Origin of the sequence: Nocardia veterana NBRC 100344, from assembly GCF_000308855.1 — a bacterium.
GTDB lineage: Bacteria > Actinomycetota > Actinomycetes > Mycobacteriales > Mycobacteriaceae > Nocardia > Nocardia veterana.
Genome location: NZ_BAGM01000093.1, coordinates 57083 through 73403, shown reverse-complemented (window position 1 = coordinate 73403; position 16321 = coordinate 57083). Strand labels below are relative to the sequence as shown.

12 protein-coding genes and 1 pseudogene are annotated in these 16321 nt (G+C 68.6%); 4 read left to right on the top strand and 9 right to left on the bottom strand.

Annotated features, from left to right (window positions below):
- Positions 1-22 precede the first annotated feature (22 nt).
- The 3 genes from pyrH to ON37_RS16565 all read left to right on the top strand — a co-directional run bounded on the left by pyrH (position 23) and on the right by ON37_RS16565 (position 2371).
- Entirely contained in the window at positions 23-757 is a 735-nt protein-coding gene (gene pyrH, locus ON37_RS16575; protein WP_040720464.1) for a UMP kinase, read from the top strand.
- 65 nt (positions 758-822) lie between these two features.
- Positions 823-1380: a ribosome recycling factor gene (frr, locus tag ON37_RS16570; RefSeq protein ID WP_040720525.1), complete on the top strand. Its 558-nt coding sequence runs from the start codon at positions 823-825 to the stop codon at positions 1378-1380.
- A gap of 103 nt (positions 1381-1483) precedes the next feature.
- Positions 1484-2371, top strand: a complete 888-nt coding sequence (locus ON37_RS16565; RefSeq protein WP_051031684.1) for a phosphatidate cytidylyltransferase — start codon at positions 1484-1486, stop codon at positions 2369-2371.
- Between the two features lie 24 nt (positions 2372-2395).
- Here ON37_RS16565 and ON37_RS16560 read toward each other — a convergent pair whose 3' ends face one another.
- Positions 2396-2743 (bottom strand): LapA family protein, encoded by a 348-nt coding sequence (locus tag ON37_RS16560; protein WP_040720462.1) that lies wholly within the window; start codon positions 2741-2743, stop codon positions 2396-2398.
- A 146-nt stretch (positions 2744-2889) separates the two neighbouring features.
- Here ON37_RS16560 and rlmN point away from each other — a divergent pair, with 146 nt between their 5' ends.
- Positions 2890-3999, top strand: a complete 1110-nt coding sequence (rlmN, locus tag ON37_RS16555) for a dual-specificity RNA methyltransferase RlmN (RefSeq protein ID WP_040720461.1) — start codon at positions 2890-2892, stop codon at positions 3997-3999.
- Here rlmN and ON37_RS16550 read toward each other — a convergent pair.
- The 8 genes and pseudogenes from ON37_RS16550 to shc form a co-directional block, all read right to left on the bottom strand.
- Positions 3996-5309, bottom strand: coding sequence for an MFS transporter (locus ON37_RS16550; RefSeq protein WP_040720460.1), 1314 nt, complete (start codon positions 5307-5309; stop codon positions 3996-3998). The genes rlmN and ON37_RS16550 overlap by 4 nt on opposite strands.
- 61 nt (positions 5310-5370) lie before the next feature.
- Positions 5371-6606, bottom strand: coding sequence for an iron uptake transporter deferrochelatase/peroxidase subunit (gene efeB, locus ON37_RS16545; RefSeq protein WP_040720458.1), 1236 nt, complete (start codon positions 6604-6606; stop codon positions 5371-5373).
- 37 nt (positions 6607-6643) lie between these two features.
- A complete protein-coding gene (gene efeU, locus ON37_RS16540) occupies positions 6644-8851 on the bottom strand; it encodes an iron uptake transporter permease EfeU (protein WP_051031672.1) in 2208 nt (735 codons plus the stop codon).
- An 82-nt stretch (positions 8852-8933) separates the two neighbouring features.
- A pseudogene (gene ispG, locus ON37_RS16535) lies at positions 8934-10051 on the bottom strand (flavodoxin-dependent (E)-4-hydroxy-3-methylbut-2-enyl-diphosphate synthase).
- Entirely contained in the window at positions 10048-11841 is a 1794-nt protein-coding gene (locus tag ON37_RS16530) for a 1-deoxy-D-xylulose-5-phosphate synthase (protein WP_051031671.1), read from the bottom strand. The pseudogene ispG and the gene ON37_RS16530 overlap by 4 nt, the downstream one beginning before the upstream one ends.
- A 40-nt stretch (positions 11842-11881) precedes the next feature.
- Complete coding sequence (gene hpnH, locus ON37_RS16525; protein ID WP_040720455.1) at positions 11882-12883, bottom strand: adenosyl-hopene transferase HpnH; 1002 nt, start codon at positions 12881-12883, stop codon at positions 11882-11884.
- The gene (ispH, locus tag ON37_RS16520; RefSeq protein WP_040720454.1) at positions 12884-14359 is read right to left on the bottom strand and encodes a 4-hydroxy-3-methylbut-2-enyl diphosphate reductase; all 1476 of its coding nucleotides are present in this window, start codon (positions 14357-14359) and stop codon (positions 12884-12886) included.
- Positions 14360-14363: 4 nt separating this feature from the next.
- Positions 14364-16319, bottom strand: coding sequence for a squalene--hopene cyclase (gene shc, locus ON37_RS16515; protein WP_083893049.1), 1956 nt, complete (start codon positions 16317-16319; stop codon positions 14364-14366).
- Positions 16320-16321: the final 2 nt, after the last annotated feature.

Below are 16321 nucleotides of genomic sequence, written 5' to 3'. Positions count from 1 at the left end.
ACTGCCGAGGACTAGGAGACCGATGACGGACCCGGATACGGCGCCCGACCGCAAGGGCTTTCGCCGCGTACTCCTCAAGTTGGGTGGGGAGATGTTCGGCGGTGGCGAGGTCGGGCTCGACCCGGATGTGGTCCAGACCGTGGCCGAGCAGATCGCCGAGGTCGTTGCGACCGGCGTGCAGGTGGCGGTGGTCATCGGTGGCGGCAACTTCTTCCGCGGCGCCGAACTCGAGGAACGCGGTATGGAGCGGGCCCGCTCCGATTACATGGGTATGCTCGGCACCGTGATGAACAGCCTTGCGCTGCAAGACTTTCTGCAGAAGCAGGGTGTCGACACCCGCGTCCAGACCGCCATCACCATGGGGCAGGTCGCCGAGCCGTATCTGCCACTGCGCGCGAAGCGGCATCTCGAAAAGGGGCGGGTGGTGATCTTCGGCGCCGGTATGGGCATGCCGTACTTCTCCACCGATACCACCGCGGCCCAGCGTGCCCTGGAGATCGGTGCCGAGGTGGTGCTGATGGCCAAGGCTGTCGACGGTGTCTTCACCGCCGACCCGAAGGTGGACGCGGATGCGGTGATGTTCTCCGAGATCACCCACAAGGAAGTGCTCGAGCGCGGGCTGAAGGTCGCCGATGCCACCGCGTTCAGTTTGTGTATGGACAACCAGATGCCGATGCTGGTGTTCAATTTGTTGACCAAGGGCAATATCGCCCGCGCGGTGGCCGGTGAGAAGATCGGCACACTGGTTCGGTCCTGAATCCGGCGGGGGAGCGGTCCTCGCGAATTCCGGGACCCCGAAACGATGCTGTGGAGGAAACGGTCGTGATTGATGAAGCGCTCTTCGACGCCGAGGAGAAGATGGAGAAGGCTGTCTCGGTGGCGAAGGACGACCTCGGATCCATCCGGACCGGACGCGCCAACCCGGGCATGTTCAACCGGGTCGTCGTGGACTACTACGGTTCGCCGACCCCGATCACGCAGATGGCCAGCATCACCGTCCCGGAACCGCGGATGGTCGTCATCAAGCCCTACGAGCAGGGGCAGCTGCAGAACATCGAGACCGCGATCCGTAATTCGGATCTGGGCGTGAACCCGACCAACGACGGGAACATCATCCGCGTGGTGGTCCCCCAGCTCACCGAGGAGCGCCGCCGCGAGCTGGTGAAGCAGGCCAAGTCGAAGGGCGAGGATGCCAAGATCGCCATTCGGAACGTGCGGCGCAAGTCGATGGACGAGCTGAACCGGATCCAGAAGGACGGCGAGGCCGGTGAGGACGAGGTCGGCCGCGCCGAAAAGGAATTGGACAAGACCACCCAGAAATACGTGGCCCAGATCGATGAACTGGTCAAGCACAAGGAATCGGAACTGCTCGAGGTGTGATACTCGCACCCGGCGCGACGAGGCGAGCGGGTACGGGGACGGAGTGGACGAATAAGTGAGCGACGGGACAATCGTGGCGGAAGAAGCCGCAGCCGGCGAGACGATGCCGGTGAGTGACCCGGCCGGTGCAACACCGGCTCCCGAAACGCCCTCGGCGCAGCCGAGCGGTAAATCCTCCCGTGCCGGCCGCAATTTACCGGCGGCGCTGGCGGTGGGGGTCGGTCTCGGCGCGTCGCTGATCGCGATCCTGCTGTTCGTTCCCGAGGTCCTCATCGGGGTGATCGCGGTCGCCATGGCGATCGCGACCTGGGAGGTGGCCAAGCGCCTGCGCGAGGCCGACGTGCTGGTGCCGCGAATCCCGTTGCTGGTGGGCGGTCAGGCCATGATCTGGCTGGCTTGGCCGTACGGTTCCCAGGCGGTGGTGGGCGCGTTCGCGGCGACCGCGCTGGTGTGCATGGCGTGGCGGCTGTTCGATCACGGATTGTCGGCGACGCCGCGAAACTTCTTGCGTGACACCGCGATCACCGTTTTCGTGGTTTCCTGGATCCCGCTGCTGGCCTCCTTCGCGGTGCTGATGCTGCAACAGGACGACGGCAACCTGCGGGTGCTGACCTTCATGATCCTGGTGGTCTGCTCCGATGTCGGCGGCTATGTCGCCGGTGTGCTCTTCGGCCGGCATCCGATGGTGCCCGCGATCAGCCCCAAGAAATCCTGGGAGGGCTTCGGCGGCTCGCTGGTGTTCTGCATCATCGGCGGCCTGCTCACGGTGACGCTGCTGCTGCAGGCCAATTCGATGATCGGTGTGTTGCTGGGTGTCGCGATCGTGCTGGTGGCCACCGGTGGCGATCTGATCGAATCCCAGATCAAACGCGAATTGGGGATCAAGGATATGGGCACGCTGCTGCCCGGGCACGGCGGCATCATGGACCGGCTCGACTCGATGCTGCCCTCGGCCTTCGTGTCCTGGCTGGTGCTGACCGCGCTGCTGTAGGTTCGGCGCCGCTTCGCGGTAGCTTCAGCGCCGCTTCGCGACGCGGCGCAACTGCAGTATCCGCCAGCCGCCGGCCAGTGCCATCACCAGAGCCCCGGCGATCACCGACAGCAGCAGTGTGACGCCGAGCGGCAGCGAGAACTGCCAGAAGAACAGGTGGATCCGCACCTGATCGAGATTCTGCAGGATGAAGATCAGCAGCAGGATCCCGATGATCGCGGCCGCGACCAACGCCACCCATGTGTACCCGGCACGGGTCTTCAGCGCCCGATTGCGGCGGGCGGGCGCGGTCGCGGGGGGAGTGTCGACGCGCGGTGGGTCGGTGTGCGGTACCGGTTCCGGTCCGTGGCTGGGTACTGCGTCGCTGGTCATACTCCGATCATTCCCGATCGCTATGTCCGGTACACGTATCTCGCGGTCGCTGATTCGGTTGCGCCGTCGCGTGCGGTGCCGGTGTGACGGGGATATCGCGGCCCGCATGCCCGGACGCGGCCGGGCAGTGGGACACTGGAAGGGTTATGACTACCTCCCTGCCGCTCGTTTTCGATGCCCCGCGCCGTGGTATGCCACCGCGGCACCTCGCCGACCTCGATGCGGCGCAGCGGCGGGAGGTGGTGCAGGAACTGGGTTTGCCCAAGTTCCGGGCCGATCAGATCGCGCGACAGTACTACGGGCGGTTGCAGGCCGATCCGCGGCAGATGACCGATCTGCCGGAGCCGATGCGGGAGAAGATCGCCGAGGCGCTGTTCCCGCCGCTGCTCAGCGAGGTGCGGCAGGTGGTGTGTGATGAGGGCACCACCCGCAAGACGCTGTGGCGCGCCGGTGACGGCACCCTGCTGGAGAGCGTGCTGATGCGCTATCCCGACCGCAATACCCTGTGCATCTCCAGCCAGGCCGGCTGCGGGATGGCCTGCCCGTTCTGCGCGACCGGCCAGGGCGGGTTGAACCGTAACCTGTCCACCGCCGAAATCGTCGACCAGGTGCGCGCGGCCGCCGCCGCGCTGCGTGACGGCGAGGTGCCGGGCGGGCCCGGCCGGTTGTCGAACATCGTGTTCATGGGGATGGGCGAGCCGCTCGCGAACTACAAGCGGGTGGTGGCAGCGGTCCGGCGGATCACCTCACCCGCACCGGACGGCCTGGGTATTTCGCAGCGCAACGTGGTGGTGTCGACCGTCGGGCTGGCGCCCGCGATCCGCAAACTGGCCGACGAGGGCCTGTCGGTGACCCTGGCCGTCTCGCTGCACACGCCCGACGACGAACTGCGAGACACGTTGGTACCGGTCAACAATCGTTGGTCGGTCGCCGAAGTCCTCGACGCCGCACGTTATTACGCCGACCGGACCGGCCGCCGGGTCTCGGTCGAGTACGCCCTGATCCGCGATATCAACGACCAGCCGTGGCGTGCGGACATGCTCGGCCAGAAGCTGCACAAGGCTCTGGGTTCACGGGTACATGTGAATCTGATCCCGCTGAATCCGACGCCGGGCTCCAAGTGGGATGCTTCCCCCAAACCCGTTGAGCGCGAATTCGTTCGGCGGGTGGAGGCGCAAGGCGTGCCGTGCACGGTGCGCGATACCCGTGGCCAGGAGATCGCCGCGGCTTGCGGGCAGCTGGCGGCCGAGGGCTAGACCGAGCGCTGTCGTGCCGGTCCGGACCGCAAGGCGAACACGCCCAGGCCGGCCAGGACCATCGACACCCCCACCACCCACAGACCGGCCCGCTGGGTTCCGGTCAGATCCGCAAGCCACCCGGTGATGTACGGGGCGGCGAATCCGCTGATGTTGCCGAGCGAATTGATCAGTGCGATGCCGGAGGCCGCGGCCGCACCGGAGAGAAAGGTGCCGGGCAGGGCCCAGAAGGTGGGGAGGGCGGACAGGACCCCGACCGCGCACACCGTGACCGCCGTCATGGCCGCGAACGGGTTGTTCAGGTAGAGCGCGACCGGAATGGCCACGCCGCCGATCACGGCCGGAAGGGCGACATGCCACCGGCGCTCGCCGGTGCGGTCGCCGTGGCGGCCCCACCACACCATCGCCACCGCGCCGATCACATATGGAATCGCCGTGATGAGGCCACGCTGCACCACCGAATAATGCGTGCCGTACTGCTGCTGAAACCCGGCCACGATCGTCGGCAGGAAGAACCCGAGCGCGTACAGGCCGTAGACGATTCCGCCGTAGATGGCCGCGAGGCCGAGAACCCGGCGGCTGGTGAGCGATCGGCGGATCGTCCACCGCTCGGTGCGCTCGATCGACCGCCGCTCCTCGGCGAGTTCGTCTGCCAGCCAATCCCGTTCGCCCGGCGTCAGCCAGCCGGCGCGCTCCGGGCGGTCGGTCAGGTAGAACCAGGTCGCGAAGGCCAGCAGCAGGGCGGGCAGCCCCTGGACCAGGAACATGAATCGCCATCCGCTGAGCCCGACCACATCGTCGCCGTACCGGATGATCAGACTGGACAGGGTGGAACCCAGTGCGGTCGACACCGGCACCGCGACCATGAACAGCGCGACGATGCGGGCCCGATACCGTTGCGGGAACCAGTAGGTCAGATACAACAGGATGCCCGGAAAGAAGCCCGCCTCGGCCACCCCCAGCGCGAAGCGCAGCAGGATCAGCACGCTCGGGTTGGGGACGAAGGCCATCGCCGTCGCGATGACGCCCCAGGTGAGCATGATCCGTGCGATCCAGCGCCGCGCGCCGAATCGGTGCAGGGCCAGATTGCTCGGCACCTCGAGCACCAGGTAGCCGAGAAAGAAGATGCCGGACGCGAACCCGAAGACCGTCTCCGAAAGCCCCAGATCGTCCTTCATCCCGGACGGCCCGGCGAATCCGATGTTCACCCGGTCCAGATAGTTGACGAAATACAGCAGGCCGAGGAACGGAACCAGCCGAACCGTCACTTTCCGGATCGTCGTGGTGGCGATATCGGTGGTGTCGGGCACCCTGGTACTTTGCGGATCGGGTTGCGGAGCCGTCAAGTCGGGCGCGGGCCCGGCGCCGCGGTCAGCTCAGCAATGCCCGTGCGTACCAATCCTTCTCGTCGCGCACGCCCGGCAGCGCGAAGAAATACCCGCCGCCGAACGGCTGAACGTAGTCGGTGAGGGGCTCGTCGATCAATCTGGTCTGGATGGCCTCGAACTGGCGGACCACGTCCTGCTGGAAGCAGGTGAAGATGTGGCCGGAGGCCATATTGCCGTTGGGTTCGACGCCGAGGTCGTAATTGTAGGAGCGGCGAACCAGCTGCTGGCGGGCCGTTTCCGGGGTGCGGGGGTTGGCCAGGCGAATATGTGAGTCCAGCGGGATGACCGAACCTTCGGGGTCGGCCTCGTAGTTCGGGGTGTCGAATTCCTGATTGCCGTCCAGCGGTGCCCCGGAATCGCGGCGCCGGCCGAACATGTTCTCCTGCTCGTTGATCGAGACGCGGTCCCAGAATTCGACGAGCATGCGGATCAGGCGAACCACCTGATAGGTGCCGCCGCGGGTCCAATCCGGTTCGCCGTCGCCGTCGGTCCAGATCAGTGACTCGGCCTCGGCGCCGGTCGGGTTGGCGGTACCGTCCTTGAACCCCAACAGGTTCCGGCCGGTCCCCGAGGGGCGAGGCGGTGAGTTGTAGCCGTCGATCTTCCAGCGCAATTGCAGGGCGCCACGGGTCTGGCGGGTGATATCGCGCAACGCGTGGTGGACGGTGTCGGGGTGGTGAGCGCACAGCTGGATCAGCAGATCGCCGTGCATCCAGGCGGGGTCCGGGGTGTCGTTGGGGAAGATCCGCATCGGAGCGAGACGGGCCGGTTTGGCCTTGGCCAGCCCGAAGCGATCGTCGAACAGGCTCGCGCCCACGCCGGTGGTGACGGTCAGCCCGTCCGCGATCACCTCCGGGCCGAGTACCGCACTGTCCGATGGGGGTTCGCCCAGCCCCAGGTCCGGCGGGGTGCCACCGGCGGTGAGAAAGCGGGCCCGGGCGGTGAGCGTCTTCATCGCCTCGGTCAATTCCGCACGGCTGCGCGCGGTGACATCGAAGGCGGCGAAGCAGGCCGCGTTCTGCTTGGCGGCGGGGCCCGGAGTGAGGATGCCCGCCTGATGTTCGCCGTGGAAGGGGTAACTCGGTTCGGCCTTCGGTGCGCCGACGGTGGCGGCGTCGGCATCCTTGCGCGCACCCTCGGCGAGCAGGCCGGCGGTCAGCGCGGTTCCGGCGGCACCGGCGGCGGCGCCGGAAAGGAAGCGGCGGCGGCTGACATTCATCGGGGAGCCTTACTGGTCGTTCGGTGGGTCGGCATGATCAGTGCGAGATCGGTACTTCGAGCAGTCGCGGAACTTTGGCGAGTTCCTCGAGGGCGGCGCCGAGGCGGGCGTTGACGGCCTGCCGGGCGGCGGGCGGAGTCTGCGCCGGCGACCGCCAGTGGCTGTGGTCCTGGGTGGCCTGCACGGCCGCCTGCAATTCGTCGAGGCGAGTGCGCAACGTGGCGCGCAGTTGCGGCGCCCGGGGGTCGATGAGCGGCGCGAGCTGATCGAGGACGGACCGGGTGACGTCGATATCGGCGAGCGTCATCGGATACGCGGCGCCGGCGCCCTGGTCGTCGATACCCGAAATATGGTCGCGCTGGGCATCTTCGAGGATTTCGTGTGCCCGCAGCGGCAGATTCTTCGGATCCCCCGCGAGGTCGTCACTGCCCAGGTTCTGCTGGATATGTGCGATATCGCCGCGGAGCCGATCGACTACGGGCAGGAGCTGATCCGGCCGCTGCCCGTGCCACAGGCCGTACTCCAGGCGGTGCAGACCGGTGAAATCGGAGTCCTGCACACCGCCCGGCAGTCCGTCGGGCAGGCCCGAGACCGCGGTGCCGGCGGCGCCGAAGCTGTTGTAGGAGGCCCCGACCCGTTCCCATTCCTGCTGCGCGGCCAGCCAATCGGCTTGTGCAGCAGCGATATTGCCGCCTCGAAGGTCGTTGCCGATCGCGTCGACCCGGCCGGAGAGCCGGGTCAGTACGCCGGCCGCATACGCCTGGTAGGCGCTGTTCGGCGCCTTCAGATCCTCTTCGGTGACGCGCTTGACCGCCGGTGGGGCGTCGCCCGCTTCGCCGCTGACCTGCACCGCGGCCGAGGAGGTCACCGGCTTGCCGGACATCAGACACTGCATGGTGTAGGTGCCGTTGCTCAGGGTCGCGGTCAGATTGGCGGTGGTCGCGGGTCCGATCGTCTCGATTTCGCCGACGACCGCGCCACCGGAGTTCACCAGGTTGATCTCGCCGGCCTTGGACGTCTTGTTCTGCACTTCGAACGTCTGGGTGCCGGCCCGGCCGGACTTCCATTCCGCGGCGCACGAGCTGTCGGTCACCGACACCGCCTGGGCCTTGCCGGAACCGCTCGACGGCAGCATCGCGATCGCCACCCCGGCGGCGATGGCCGGAACCAGCACCAGGACCGCGCCGACGAGCACCGGTCGCGGCCCGGCGACCCGCTCCCACCAGTCCGGCGTGTGTTCGGGCTCGACGGACGGGGTCGCCGGTGCGGCCGAGCCCGGCTCGGTACCTGCCGGAGCAGGAGCCGCCGTCGAGGTAGCCGCAGCGGTCGAACCGGTCGCAGCAGCGGCTCCTGCCGGTGCGGCCGCGGCCGGCGGTGCGGCCGCGGCCGGCGCCTTCGACGCGGCCTGGCGCCCCGCCCGGACGAACAGCGGGATCACCACCGCCAAGTAGACGACCCAGCCGACGACCTGCAGCACCGTCATGCGCGGGGTGAGTTCGGTGATGCCGGTGATGATCGAGACCCACCAGGAGTTCGGGTCGAGATGTGCCGACAGGTCGAAGGCGACCCAGTGGCGCCCGGGCAGAATCCCGGCGTCCTGCAGATCACCGAGGCCGTAGGACAGCACGCCGGCCGCGATGACGATCAGCGCGAACGCGGTGCGGTTGAAGAAGACACCGAGGTTGAGTTTCACCGACTGCCGGTACAGCAACCAGCACAGCACCACCGCGGCGGCGAAACCCAGCACGGCGCCGACGAGGGGTGCGACGGTGGTGCCGGAGGCCTTGACCGCGGTCCATACGAACAGCGTCGATTCCAGACCTTCGCGCCCGACCGCCATGAACGCGGTGACGGCCAGCGCACCCGCGCCGATCGCGGTGGCCCTGGCCACCTCGCCGCGCAGATGTCCGGACAGTGAGGCCGCGGTGCGGCGCATCCAGAACACCATCGCGGTGACCAGCCCGACGGCGATGACGCTGAGCGTGCCGCCGACGATTTCCTGTCCGGAATTCGACAGCACGCTGGTGGAGTAGGTGAGCACGGCGGCGAAGCTCGCCGCGACCGACACCGCGCCGAGCAGGCCGAGCCAGACCGGAGTGGCGGAGACCGGGCGTTCGGGCGTCGACGTCTTGCGCACGGCGGCCAGCAGGATCGTCACCACGAGTCCCGCCTCGAGGCCCTCCCGCAGGCAGATCAGCAGATTCGGTACAGCCTCGGCCCAGCTCACCGTCCAAAGGTAAGGCATACCTACGCCGCAGGTCCAATCCTGCAGGTCTGTAGCGAATGTGCATCACAGCAGGTTGGGTGGTATGCGAGGTATGTCCGAGTCAGTGCTCCGGCGATTCGCCGATCAAGGTCAGCGCCTCTTCGATCAGCGCCTCGACGATCATCGACTCCGAGACCGTCCGCACCACCTCGCCCCGAACGAAGATCTGGCCCTTGTGGTTGCCCGCCGACACGCCGATATCGGCCTCCCGGGACTCGCCGGTCCGTTGACGATGCAGCCCATCACCGCGACCCGCAGCGGGGCCGGGAAGTCGCGGAAGGCCTCTTCGACCCGCTTGGTCAATGCGAAGACGTCGACCTGGCAGCGGCCGCAGGTCGGACAGGACACGATGTCGAGGGTGCGGGGCCGCAGGCCCAATCCGGCGAGGATGTGGTGGCCGACCTTCACCTCCTCCACCGGCGGCGCGGACAGGGAGACCCGGATGGTGTCGCCGATGCCCTCCGACAGCAGAATGCCGAAGGCGCTCGCCGACTTCGCGGTGCCCTGCAGCGGTGGCCCGGCCTCGGTGACGCCGAGATGCAGCGGATAGTCGCAGCGCTGCGCGAGCAGTCGATAGGCCTGGATCATCACGAGCGGATCGTTGTGCTTCACCGAGATCTTCAGATCCGTGAAGCCGTGCTCCTCGAACAGACCGGCCTCCCACAGTGCCGATTCGACCAGGGCCGGGGCGGTGGCCCGGCCGCCGTGGCGCGCCAGGACCCGCTGGTCGAGCGATCCGGCGTTCACCCCGATCCGGATCGGCACCCGTGCCGCCCCGGCGGCGGCGGCGATTTCCCGGACCTTGTCGTCGAATTTCCGGATATTGCCCGGGTTCACCCGCACGCCCGCACAGCCGGCGTCGATGGCGGCGAAAACGTAGCGCGGATTGAAATGGATATCGGCGATCACCGGAATGGCCGAGCGGCGCGCGATGATCGGCAGTGCGTCGCAGTCGTCCTGGGAGGGCACCGCGACGCGGACGATATCGCAACCGGCAGCGGTCAACTCGGCGATCTGACGCAGGGTCGCCTCGACATCGGCGGTGACGGTGGTGGTCATCGATTGGACGGATATCGGCGCTCCGCCGCCGACCGGAACCGAGCCGACCTGGATGCGCCGGCTCTGCCGCCGCGGTCGCAGGGTCGGAGTCGAGGGCTCGGACAGGAATACCGCTGTCATCGGATCCTCTCGGTTGCGGGTAACCGTTCCAGGCACGCCGCGGCGATGCCCTCGCCGGTGAGTCCGTATTCGGCCAGGATGTGGTCGCGGGAGGCGTGGGCGATGAAGTCGGTCGGCAGCCCCAGCGCGTGGGCGTGCGTCCCGCCGCCGTCGCGGGCGATCGCCTGGATCAATTGGGCGCCGACGCCGTTTCCGGCGATCCCGTCCTCGACGCAGACGGTGAGCCGATGCCGCGCGGCGATCGCGGGCAGGCCCGGATTGATCGGCCACACCCAGCGTGGGTCGACCACCGTGGCGCCCAGGCCGCTGTGGGTCAGGACCTCCGCCGCGCGGAGGCAGGCCCCCGCCATCGGGCCGACCGCGACCAGGAGCACGTCCAGCGGGCGGTGCGCGCCGCGATGCAGGATATCCATGCCGTCCATCCGGGCGATCTGCGGAATATCCGCTCCCGCAGTGGCTTTGGGATAGCGCACGGTGGTGGGCCCGGCGGCCGACACCGCCTCGCGCAGCAGATCCCGGATTCGGCTCGGATCGCGCGGACAGGCGATCCGCATACCCGGCACACAGGTCAGCAGTGCCAGATCCCATATGCCGTGATGGCTCGGGCCGTCCGGGCCGGTCACTCCGGCGCGATCCAGGGCCAGGGTCACCGGTAGGTCGTGCAGGGCGATATCCAGCAGTATCTGATCGATCGCGCGGTTGAGGAAGGTCGAGTACACCGCGACCACGGGGTGCATCCCGGCCGCGGCCAGGCCGGCGGCGGAGGCCAGCAGATGCTGTTCGGCGATGCCCGAATCGAAGACCCGCTCCGGCGCGATGCGTGACATCCGGCCGAGCCCGGTGGGCAGGCGCATGGCGGCGGTCAACGCGACCACCTCCGGCCGTTCGCCCGCGATCGCCGCCAACTCCGACTCGAAGACGTCGGTCCAGGTCGGGGCCGGCGGCTTGCGGGGCGTTCCGGTCACCGGATCGATCACCCCGCAGGCGTGCATGCGGTCGGCCTCGTCGGCCTCCGCCGGCCCGAAGCCGCGCCCCTTGACCGTGACGGCGTGCACCACAACGGGTTTGGCGTATTCGGCGGCCTTGTGCAGGGCGGCGCAGAGCGCGCTCACATCATGTCCGTCCACCGGCCCCAGATACGTGAAACCCAGGGCGTCGAACAGATTTCCGGTGACAGTGTCGCCCTCGCGCAGCGCCGTCAGATGTTCGGCGAGTGCGCCGACGGTCGGGTCGTAGGACCTTCCGTTGTCGTTGAGCACCACCACCACCGGATGACCGGAGGCGCCCAGGTTGTTCAGTCCTTCCCAGGCCACGCCGCCGGTGAGCGCGCCGTCACCGATCACCGCGACCACCCGACGGTCGTGTTCCCCGCGTAGCCGCAGCGCCTTGGCGATGCCGTCGGCCCAGGCCAGGCTCACCGAGGCGTGTGAGTTCTCCACCCAGTCGTGGGCGGATTCGGTGCGATTCGGATAACCCGCGATACCGCCGGCCTGGCGCAGCGTGTCGAAGGTGTCCGCTCGCCCGGTGAGCAGTTTGTGCGCGTAGCTCTGATGTCCGGTGTCGAAGATCAGAACGTCGGTGGGCGACCGGAAGACCCGATGCAGGGCGATGGTCAATTCCACCGTCCCCAGGCTGGCGCCGAGATGTCCGCCGGTGCCGGTCACCGTCTCGATCAGCCGGTCACGCAGCCGCTGGGCCAGCACGGGTAGTTCGTCATCGGACAGCGCGGCGAGCGCGTCGGGTCCGGTGAGGGCGGCGAGCGGGTCCGACCCGCGCGGCGAGAGTGTCATGCGTGGCTCACCTTCCGGGGGCTGTGGAACGACGGTTCGGTCAGCTGACCGCGGCGCGGATCGTCTCCTTCAACGAGCCCAGCGTCGCGACCACCGCGGTCGGCTCGTAGCCGCAGTGCGCCATGCAGTTCGAGCAGCGCGGGTCGTTACCGCGCCCGAAGGCGTTCCAATCGGTGTCGTCGATCAACTCCCGATAGGTGGCCGCGTACCCGTCGTCGAGCAGATAGCAGGGACGCTGCCAGCCCTTCAGCGAATACGAGGGGATCGCCCACGCTGTGCAGTGGAAGTCGACCTTGCCCTCGAGGAAGTCCAGATACAGCGGAGAGTGGTTGAGCCGCCACTTCTTTCGCCGGCCGTCGGCGAACGCCTTGGAGAACAACTCGTGAGTCTGCTTCACCCCGAGCCAGTGCTCCTGATCGGGCGCCTTCTCGTAGGCGTATCCGGGCGCGATCTGCATATGGTCGATCTCGAGTTCGTCGTTGAGATAGTCGAGGACGTCGATCACGTCCTGCGGCGAATCCACATCGAAGAAGGTGGTGTTGGTCATCACCCGGAAACCGGCGGCCTTGGCCTGGCGGATCGCGTCCACGGCCTGATCGAAGACGCCGTCCTTGCAGACCGAGGCGTCGTGCCGTTCCCGCAACCCGTCCAGGTGGACCATCCAGGCGAAATTGCGATGCGGGGTGAACTTGTGCAGATGTTTCGGCAGCAGGACCGCGTTCGTGCACAGGAAGACGATCTTGTTGCGATCCAGCAGTTGCCGGACGATCTCGTCGATCTGTGGATGCATGAGCGGTTCGCCACCGGCGATCGAGACCATCGGCGCACCGCACTCCTCGATGGCGCCGACCGCCTGCTCCACCGGCATGCGCTGTTTGAGCAGTGTATGCGGATGCTGGATCTTGCCGCAGCCCGCGCATTTCAGATTGCACGCGAACAGTGGCTCCAATTCCACCAGGATGGGGAACTTCTCGCGACGCAGGAGTTTCTGTTTCGCGAGATACGCTCCCAGACGCACGGATTGACGGAATGGCATGGCCATTCAGCTCACCTCCCGAGGCAGGTTGAAACGAATATTTTCTTCGGTCACGCTGATGTGCCGGACCCGCACGGCGCCGAGCCCGGACAGGGTCTCGACCAGGTCGTCCACCAGATGCGGCGGTGCCGACGCCCCGGCGGTGATGCCGATGCGGCGGGCGCCGGCCAGCCAGCTCAGCTCGACCTCGCCGGCGTCCTCCACCAGCTGGGCCGCCACTCCCTCGGCAGCGGCGACCTCCGCCAGCCGCAGCGAATTGGAGGAATTGCGCGAACCCAGCACCAGCACCAGGTCCGATTCCCGAGCCACTGCGCGCACCGCGTGCTGGCGATTGGTGGTGGCGTAGCAGATGTCGTCCTTGCGCGGCACGCTCAACGCCGGAAACCGCTGCCGCAGAACCGAGGCCGTGGCCTCGGCTTCGGCGATCGCCAGCGTGGTCTGCATGACGTAGGCGACCCGATCCGGATCCGGTGGCGTGACCCGCGCGGCGTCGTCCGGATCGGCGACGACGATCACGTTCTCCGGCGCCTCACCGCGAGTGCCGATCACCTCCTCGTGGTCGGCGTGCCCGATCAGGAAGACGGTCTTGTCCGCGGCGGCGAATTTCCGGACCTCCGCGTGCACCTTCGACACCAGCGGGCAGGTGCCGTCGACCACCCGCAGCGACCGTCGCTCGGCCTGCCGGCGCACCTCCGGGGCCACCCCGTGCGCGGCCAGCACCACCACGGACCCCTCGGGTACCTGATCGAGTTCGTCGACGAAAACCGCTCCGCGTCCGGCCAATTCAGTCACGACGTGGCTGTTGTGCACGATCTGGCGCCGCACGTACACCGGGGCGCCGAATCGGCGCAGGGCCTGCTCGACGATCTCGATCGCGCGCTCGACGCCCGCGCAGAACGACCGCGGCCCGGCGAGCAGGAGCTCGCGTTCGCCGGTCGCCGCCGACCACCGATCCAGTGCGGGTGCCGCCGCGCGCAGCGACCGCAAGGCTCGCAGCCCGCGTCCGATCGTGCCCGGGTGCAGCAGCGGCGCATCCGGGGTGTCGACGATCGCGCGGAGGGCGACCGCCTGTCCGGCGGGTGCGTCGGCGGCGAGAAAGGCCGTTTCGGTATCGACCGCCAGCGCCCCGGAACCCGCCAGCTCCGCACGGGCGCGGCCGGTGACGACGCGTTCGGCGGAGTACACCGGCCCCAGCCGGGCGGACAGCCCCAGCCGGCGCAGTTCACCGTGCAGCAGAACCGCTGCCCGGCTGGGCAGTTCGAGGCCGTCGGCGCGAATCACGCCGGCCACCACGAGATCGCCGGGGCGTAGACCGTCGGCGAGGGCACCGGCCACGCCCGCCACCGCGAGCGGGCCCGCGGCGGCGTCCGGGTAACGTCGCCGCGGCCCGCGCCCGGTGCGCACCACGGGCGCGCAGGTGGCACCCCGCAGTGCGGCCCACTCCGAACGCAGTGGGGCACAGACCGTTCCGGGTCGCGTCATCGCGTCAGCTCCCGTCCCGTTCGGCCTGGCGGCGCAGGTAGCGGCCCAGCGCCCAGACCGGGAACACCAGGCGGTACAGGTGGTAGTTGATGTAGAAGTCGCCGGGGAATCCGGTGCCGGTGAACAGGTCCTCGTCCCAGCCGCCGTCGGGGCGCTGGGTGCGCACCAGCCAGTCGATACCGCGCCGGACGGCGGGGGAGTCGTGTTCTTCGGCGGCGAGCAGCGCCAGCAGGGCCCAGGCGGTCTGCGAGGCGGTGGACGCCCCGCGGCCGATCCATTCCGGCTCCCGGTAGGAGCGCAGGTCCTCACCCCAGCCGCCGTCGGTGTTCTGATGGGCTTCCAGCCAGCGCACCGCCGCGCGGATCGCCGTCGACCGCGGGCTGATCCCCGCGGCGACCAACGCCGGGACCGCGGCGCCGGTGCCGTAGATGTGGTTGGCGCCCCAGCGGCCGAACCAGGATCCGTCGGACTCCTGGTGGTCCAGCAGCCACCGCACCCCGCGGCGGCATGCGCGTTCGTCGCCGCGGCCGAGGACCGCGAGCATTTCCACCACATGCGCGGTGACATCGGCCGATGGCGGATCGGTGACGGCGCCGAAATCGCAGAACGGCAGTTTGGTCGGCAGGATCGAGGTGTTGTCGGCGTCGAACGCGCCCCAGCCGCCGTCGGCCGACTGCATACCGGTGGTCCAGCGGACCGCGCGTTCGATCGCCGCGTCCAGGCGTGGCTGATCGGGATGCGAAACCTGGTGCAGCGCAATGACGATCTCGGCGGTGTCGTCGGTATCCGGATAGACGTCGTTGGCGAATTCGAAGGCCCAGCCGCCGGGCTCGAGCCGCGGGCGTCGCACCTGCCAGTCGCCGCCGGCGGAGATCTGCTCGCCCAACAGCCAGTCGGTGGCCCGCAGCACGGCCGGATCGTCGGGCGCCACACCCGCATCGAGCAGTGCGGCCGTGGCCAGCGCGGTATCCCAGACCGGTGACTGACAGGCCTCCAGCCGGCGCACCTCGCCGTCAGGGGTCTGTTCCCGGACCACGAAGCCGTCCAAGCCCTCGATCCCCGCGCGCATCGCCGGGTGGTCGAGCGGATAGCCCAGCAGATGCAGCGCCAGTAGCGAATACACCCACGGGGGCTGGATGCCGCCCCAGCCGCCGTCGGCCTCCTGCCGGGCCAGGATCCACTCCGCCGCCTGCCGCATCGCCAGCTGCCGCACCGGGTTCAGCGGCAGTCGCGCGTAGGTGTGCAGCACGGTGTCCAGCCGCTGGAACACTCCGGCCAGCGTGGTGATCGGCGCGCGGGGCGCGGCCGGTGCACCCGTGCGCAATTCGTCGATCCCGAACGGCAGGGGGCGGCACGGCCGCAGGGTGGCCACGACAGTCAGCGGCACCACGGTCTGGCGGGCCCAGCATCCCCAGTCGTAGATGTTGAGGGGGAACCAGGACGGGAAGAGCACCAGTTCGGGTGGCAGATTCGGCAGGTCGTCCCAGGACCACAAACCGAACAGCGCCAACCAGATCCGGGTGAACACCCGGGACGCTTCGATTCCGCCCTCGGCGCGGACGAATTCGGCCGCGGCGCGCATATGCGGCGCAGACGGATCGTCACCGGCCAGTCGCAGCGCCACCCAGGCCTCGGCGGTGGTGGACAGATCGCCGGGGCCGCCGTGGAAGGTCGCCCACGTCCCGTCGGCGCGCTGCTGGGAGCGGATCCAACGCGCGGCCGACGCGGTCACCTCCGGGTCGGAGATGCCGAGGAATTCCCGTAGCAGCAGATCCTCGGCGTCCATCGTCACATTGGTGGCCAATTCGCCCTTCCACCAGCCCTGTTCGTGCTGGGAGGCGCGCAGCAGCCGCACCGCCGCATCGGTGGCCGTCCGCACGGACGTGAGATCGTCCGCCCCGCAGGGGGATTCGACCGCGGTCCGCCGCTCGGTCGCCTTGCCGGTTTCGGTGACTGTCATTG

What these genes read in the sequence shown, in the direction of transcription:
- pyrH (WP_040720464.1), top strand. Translation starts at nt 23, where the DNA reads ATGACGGACCCGGATACGGCGCCCGACCGCAAGGGCTTTCGCCGCGTA.
- ON37_RS16565 (WP_051031684.1), top strand. Translation starts at nt 1,484, where the DNA reads ATGCCGGTGAGTGACCCGGCCGGTGCAACACCGGCTCCCGAAACGCCC.
- ON37_RS16560 (WP_040720462.1), bottom strand. Translation starts at nt 2,743, where the DNA reads ATGACCAGCGACGCAGTACCCAGCCACGGACCGGAACCGGTACCGCAC.
- rlmN (WP_040720461.1), top strand. Translation starts at nt 2,890, where the DNA reads ATGACTACCTCCCTGCCGCTCGTTTTCGATGCCCCGCGCCGTGGTATG.
- efeB (WP_040720458.1), bottom strand. Translation starts at nt 6,606, where the DNA reads ATGAATGTCAGCCGCCGCCGCTTCCTTTCCGGCGCCGCCGCCGGTGCC.
- efeU (WP_051031672.1), bottom strand. Translation starts at nt 8,851, where the DNA reads ATGCCTTACCTTTGGACGGTGAGCTGGGCCGAGGCTGTACCGAATCTG.
- ON37_RS16530 (WP_051031671.1), bottom strand. Translation starts at nt 11,841, where the DNA reads ATGACACTCTCGCCGCGCGGGTCGGACCCGCTCGCCGCCCTCACCGGA.
- hpnH (WP_040720455.1), bottom strand. Translation starts at nt 12,883, where the DNA reads ATGGCCATGCCATTCCGTCAATCCGTGCGTCTGGGAGCGTATCTCGCG.
- ispH (WP_040720454.1), bottom strand. Translation starts at nt 14,359, where the DNA reads ATGACGCGACCCGGAACGGTCTGTGCCCCACTGCGTTCGGAGTGGGCC.
- shc (WP_083893049.1), bottom strand. Translation starts at nt 16,319, where the DNA reads ATGACAGTCACCGAAACCGGCAAGGCGACCGAGCGGCGGACCGCGGTC.